Here is a 6,183-nt window from a genome sequence, read left to right on the forward strand (position 1 = left end):
ATCCCAACCTGTGTGATTGGCAACCCAGTCGATAATTATTTTGAAACCTAAACGGTGGGCTTCATTTACCAAATGTTTGAAATCATCCATCGTTCCGAACTCGGGATTGATGGAAGTGTAATCTGAAGCTGCATACTGACTTCCGAGGCTTCCTTTTTTGTTTTTCTGAGCAATGGGAGTAACCGGCATCAACCATAATGTTTTTATACCCATATTTTTCAGACGCGGCATTTCTTTTTCAAATGCCCTGAAAGTGCCTTCTTTGGTATATTGTCTTATATTAACTTCATATATATTGGTGGTGTGTTTCCATTCTTGTGGTAAATCCATATTCATTTTCATTTTTAAAATAGAAGAAACATTTTTTGTTCCGTTAATCAGTTTTCTGATCGTTCTCTCGCTGATTGTGCAGATTTAGCAGATTAAAAAATAGATAAACTGCTTAATCCTTAATCTGGGTGATCATTTCATGTAAACCAGTTTAAGATTTTACAAAAATAAGGAATTGAGTTTTAAATTTAATTGAAACAAAAAACCCTGAATTTTACTTCAGGGCTATATTTAGTTTTTATCTTTCGTTGTCATCATCTTCATCATCGAAAACATCGTCGTTGTAGTCATCGTCTTCTTCATCATCGAAATTGTCGTCTTCATCCTCGAAACTGTTTCCTCCTCCGAAATCGTCATCAAAATTGAAATCGTCATCCATTAAAGGCATTGCAGATTTTTTGCTTTTCGATCCTGAAGCGCTTCCGTTTTTGCTTGGTGCTTTTAAAGGCGCGTTTCCGAATCTGTATGTTGTAATCGGGTAATTTACCCCTTTGGTTTCTTCTACAATTTCTATTAATTCGCAGAAAAATTCCCAAAGATCAAGCAGCCCGTACTGAAACTGCGCTTTGTCGCCTGCAGACTCAAATGCTTCATCGATGTATACATCTGACATAATTTCGCCATCACCATCATCACTCATATCTTCAAGCGGTACGCTTTTTACGACAGTACCGTCTTCTTCGAGAAGATTAAAAGTAGAAAGCTCATCTCCACTAAGATTGAACGCACTTTTAATCCCCAAATGTAAGTTCCAGAGTGTTTGTTTTCCTTTGATTTCTACATCTCGGAAAATGTCTTCTTTCGTATCTAATATTACACGGATTTTGTAAACCATATCAGTATTTCAATTACTTTTTTGCCTTTATTTATTGTGATAAATTCCTGTTGCAAATATATAATAAATGAGATTTTACAAAAAATATTTAATAATTTTTTAGAAACTTTTTTTTTCTTACATTTCGCAAAATCATTTACTTTTCTCGAGCATAAAACTGAATTTTGTGCCTTCTAAGTAAACGCTTTCTACCGTAATATTTTCGTTATGAGCTTCCAGAATGTGCTTCACAATGGCAAGTCCCAATCCGGAACCGCCCTGTCTTCGGCTCCGGCTGGTTTCTACTCTGTAGAATCTTTCAAAAATTCTTGGGAGCAATTCTGCTTTAATTCCCATCCCGTTATCGATAACCTCTATGAGAACTTTATTTCTGAGAACACTTGTTTTAACAACAACTCTGGCTTCCTGTCTATTGGCGTAATGAATCGCATTTGAAATTAAATTAATGAAAACTTGAGAAACTTTCTGCTTATCTGCCTCTACGAAAATCTGGCTGTGCAAAGTCTGCAGCTGAAGAACGGTGTTGTTTTTTTCGGCTTCCAGATCGAGAAGATCGAATATCTCTTTAATAAGAATATTGACATCAAATTTTGATACGGTAAGATTGATTTCACCGGCTTCCAACCTGTTGATCATATCAAGATCGTTTACAATAGCGATCAGTCTTTCTACCGAAATACCTATTCTTTCCAGATATTTATCGCGAATCGCCATATTATCTATTCCGCCGTCAACTAAAGTTTCTACATAACCCTGAATGGAAAAAAGCGGAGTTTTCAGCTCATGCGAAACATTTCCGATGTATTCTTTACGGTAACTTTCCATTTCCTTCATCATATCCATCTCCGTAAGCTGCTGTTGATTGAAGTCTGAAAATCTTTCTCCCAATTCTTTGAGTGTAATATTATTCTGATCGCTGTAAATAATTTCTTCCGGAAGGATTTTTGAAATTTTTCTGACCTGCTTTTTGGCGTAATAATTAAATAGCAACTCCAAAACCACATAATTAATGATAAACATCAAAAAGATGCACACAAAAAGACCAATCTTAAACTGAGAAGTATGGTAATAAATATCTTTCAGTGAATCGAAAATAATCACTAAAACAAACATCACCAACGTGAGGAGACATGATGAAACTAGGGTAAGTCTGTAAAATTTCAATTTTACAAATTTTATAGGTTAAGTAAAGTTAAGATTTTTTTGAGTTTAAACAATTAATTTATACCCAATTCCTTTTAAAGTCTGGATCGTGTTGATTCCTAATTTTTCTCTTAGTCTACGGATGTGTACATCGATTGTTCTTTCACTTTATCGATTACCAGATCACCAATTTCTATCAGCTTGGCATTATCAGAAACCTGAGAAGTAAGCTGAAGCAGTGCATTTACTTTAGAGATAAGAATTTTTGGCTTGATCAGCTTTACGATGTAATCGTTTGCTCCTGCCTGGAAACCGGCCAGCTGAGAAAACTCTTCACTTCTTGCAGAAAGAAAAACAATAAGCGATTTTTGCAGCTCTTTTACCTTTCTAAGCTCCTGACAAGTTTCGATGCCGTCTTTTTCGGGCATCATTACATCTAATAATATTAAATCGGGAATAATTTCTTTGGCTTTTTCTATACCTTCGTTACCATTTGTAGCGGTATAAATGTCGTAACCTTCTTTTTCCAGATTGTAAGACAGAATCTCTAAAATATCGAGTTCATCGTCTATTAGAAGAATTTTCTTTTGGTTCATTTTCAATTTTTACGTTTCAAAGTTAATCAATTTTGAATGATGGATTAACACAATGGTTATCGTTCACATAAAGTTAACAATAATATTCTTTTCGTAATGTTTAGTTAAGAAAAATTTAAATTTTACTAAACCATTTACACGGCTAAACTTTTCTTCCTTTGCACCGAAAGTAATTAGTAAAAAAGAAAATGAATTTTAGAAAACTGAGTATCGCTGCATTATTCCTTACCACATCAGGAACTTTAATGTACGCTCAAGAAAAAAACGACACCGTAAAGAACGAGAAGAAAATTGAGGGGGTTATCATCAAGGGGTCTACAAAAAAAGGAACTGAAGCTAACTTAATCAACATGCAGAAAAAGTCTGTAGAGGTTATAGAAAGGGTGGGTTCTGTACAATTAGCCAAACAAGGTGTAAGCGATGCTGCAACTGCTGTAACCAAAGCCAGCGGAACGCAAAAGCAAGAAGGAAGCGGACAGATTTTCGTAAGAGGTTTGGGAGACCGTTACAACAGCACAACCTTGAACGGATTAACAATTCCGTCTGATGATCCCGAATTTAAAAATATTGATCTGGAGATCTTCAATACTTCAATGATCGAATATATTTCATTAGACAAAGTGTACAATCCTAAATTTTCTGGTGATTTCGGAKGAGCAAATATCAATATCGTGTCTAAAGAGCACAGCGGAAAACCTTATTTTAGAATTGGTTTAGGAAGCAGTGTAAATTTTCAGACGTATAGAAAAAAAGACTTTAAACTTCAGGATGGCGGTCCCGGATTCTTCGGATTTAAAGAAACAACTTTTATAAAAGGTAATCCATACCAAACTTATCCGTTCACAACGAAGTGGAATTTTAAAAACGCTCAAAACCCGTTCAATACAGATATGAATATTGAGGGTGGTGCAACTTTCGGAAAATTATCTTTATTTGCTTACGCAGGATTTGATAACAGCTATGAATACAGCGAGGGACAGGAAGGTTTCTTTTTTGCGAGCGGTAACCCAAATTCAAACTTTACCAACGTACAGCGTTCTGTTTATAAAACAAATACTACAGGTTTAATTAATTTAGCTTATAAATTAAACAGCAACAATAAGATTAATTTTACTTCAAACTATATTCATTCATCTTCTCAATCAGCTAAAAGATACGAAGGATATTCTTATGATGTTGACAGAAATGTAATCATCAACAGAGGAGATAACAAGATTACAGATACCTGGGTAAATCAATTATTCGGAAATCATAAAATAGGATCAACCTGGGTAGCAGACTGGGCTTTAGGATACAACATGCTAAACAGCAAAAGACCAGACCGTCTTCAAAATACAATTGATGCAGAAAACTTCAATTTATTGGCAGGAAGCGCAATCAACAACCACAGATATTTTGATGAGCTTACAGACAACACCGTTTTGGGACACTTAAATGTTTCTAAAACTTTTGAGAAATTCAAAATCACTGCAGGTTACGACGGATCTTATAAAGACAGAAAATTTGATAATACAACGATTGGTATGGGTTTCAACTTTATCAATCCTGTAGATCCTAATAATATTGATGCTTTCATTAACCCTGGAAACAACAGCTTATTTACTTATCAGACATTTATGCCCGGAGATATGTTTAAGCCTTTTTATTATGGTATTAAGCAAAACCTTCAGTCCGGACACGCAAATGTAGACATTACTTTATCTGAAAAGTTTATTGTACAGGTTGGTGGTCGTTACGATTTCATTGATATGCAGACTAAATGGACAGAACCATTGACAGGAGGAGTTGAAAAAAGAAAAAATAAAACTTACAACAAATTTTTACCTGCATTAAATGCTAAATATAGCATCAATGACAAGCAGAATTTAAGATTATCATTCTCTAAAACATATACTTTACCACAGGCAAAAGAGATTATTCCAATTGCTTATTATGATGTGACAACCAACGTATATGGTAACGAATATCTTAATCCGTCAGACAATTACAATTTTGATTTAAAATGGGAAATGTTCCCTAAGTCAGGAGAAGTTATTTCAGTGGCAGCTTTTGGTAAATATATTCAGAATGCAATCGCAAGAACTACCTACTCTACTTCAGCTCCAAATGATATGACGTATTTTAATATTTCAAACTGGGGTTATATTTTAGGTGCGGAAATAGAATTCAGAAAAGATATTTACTCTTGGAATAATTCTAAGCTTTATACCTTCCTGAACGGAACAGTAATGCATTCTGAGCAAGAACTGAAAACACCTGAAGAATTAGCAAAAGAAAACGGCGGAAAAACTGCAGAATTTAGCGGACAGACTAAAGACGACATTCAGGGAGTTGCAGATTTTATTGCTAATGCCAACTTAGGCTACAACTATAAATGGAGCAACTCAAACAGTTTAGATTTTGTGGTTTCTTATTCTCACGTTGGTAAAAACGTTTATGCGATTGGAACCAACAAAGCAGGAAACTTCTATGAGCAGGGAAGAGATATTCTGGATCTTAATTTAAACTTCAATTTAAACAAAATAGGAATTGGGGTTTCTGCTAAAAACTTATTAAACCCTCAGTACAAAATACAGCAGGAAAACGGCGCAGGTATTTTCACTCACCAAAACTATACAAGAGGTCGTGAAGCCGGAATCAGTTTATCTTATAAATTTTAAAATATAAATCTAAAAAAATAGTTATGAAAAAAACAATTTTGAGAGCAGCATTATGCTTTTCATTAGTAGCAGCATTTTCTTCAACTGCAATCTCTTGTAGTTCTGATGATGACACAACGGAAAACGTATCAACAATTGATCCTGCAAATTTTAAAGGTAAAATTGCTTCAGGAACAACAGTAAGCTTAGATGCATCTAAAGTTTACAACCTTACAGGAACTCTTTCTGTAGAAAACGGAGCAACTTTGATCATTCCTGCAGGTACAAGAATCGTTGCTGCAGAAGGAGCAAACTACCTGATCGTAGAAAGAGGCGGTAAATTGATCGCAAACGGTACAGCAACAAACCCAATTGTATTTGAAGGTTCTACTCATAAGCAAGGTCATTGGGGAGGTATCGTTGTATTAGGAAACGCTCCGTCAAACAGAAGCTCTTTAGGTACTTCAACATCAGAATTAGGAGATCTTGTTTATGGTGGTACTAATAAAACTGATAACTCTGGAATTTTAAAATATATCATCATTAAAGACAGTGGTTATAAATATAATCCGGCAAAAGAGTTCAACGGTCTTTCTCTATTTGGAGTAGGAAGCGGAACTGTAGTATCTTACATCTACGT

General features: G+C 34.9%; 4 protein-coding genes and 2 pseudogenes. 2 read left to right on the top strand and 4 right to left on the bottom strand.

The window, feature by feature from the left end:
- The 4 genes and pseudogenes from AB4Y90_RS16255 to AB4Y90_RS16270 all read right to left on the bottom strand — a co-directional run.
- Positions 1-330: alpha-amylase family glycosyl hydrolase (locus AB4Y90_RS16255; RefSeq protein WP_441558621.1), on the bottom strand; the 330-nt coding region annotated here is incomplete at its 3' end.
- 238 nt (positions 331-568) lie between these two features.
- Complete coding sequence (locus AB4Y90_RS16260) at positions 569-1,165, bottom strand: IS1096 element passenger TnpR family protein (protein WP_441558622.1); 597 nt, start codon at positions 1,163-1,165, stop codon at positions 569-571.
- Positions 1,166-1,297: 132 nt separating this feature from the next.
- Positions 1,298-2,329: a sensor histidine kinase gene (locus AB4Y90_RS16265; RefSeq protein WP_441558623.1), complete on the bottom strand. Its 1,032-nt coding sequence runs from the start codon at positions 2,327-2,329 to the stop codon at positions 1,298-1,300.
- 45 nt (positions 2,330-2,374) lie between these two features.
- Positions 2,375-2,904 (bottom strand): annotated as a pseudogene (locus tag AB4Y90_RS16270) (response regulator transcription factor).
- Between the two features lie 188 nt (positions 2,905-3,092).
- On the opposite strand from AB4Y90_RS16270, the gene AB4Y90_RS16275 reads away from it, so the two are divergent.
- Positions 3,093-5,564, top strand: a complete 2,472-nt coding sequence (locus AB4Y90_RS16275; protein WP_441558624.1) for a TonB-dependent receptor plug domain-containing protein — start codon at positions 3,093-3,095, stop codon at positions 5,562-5,564.
- Positions 5,565-5,587: 23 nt separating this feature from the next.
- Positions 5,588-6,183, top strand: a pseudogene (locus AB4Y90_RS16280) (hypothetical protein); the annotation flags it as partial.

The sequence above is a fragment of the Chryseobacterium sp. 2TAF14 genome (genome assembly GCF_052115105.1).
Taxonomy (GTDB): Bacteria; Bacteroidota; Bacteroidia; order Flavobacteriales; family Weeksellaceae; genus Chryseobacterium.

Excerpts from the sequence above, each read along its gene's own strand:
- AB4Y90_RS16260 (WP_441558622.1), bottom strand. The coding sequence starts at position 1,165 with ATGGTTTACAAAATCCGTGTAATATTAGATACGAAAGAAGACATTTTC.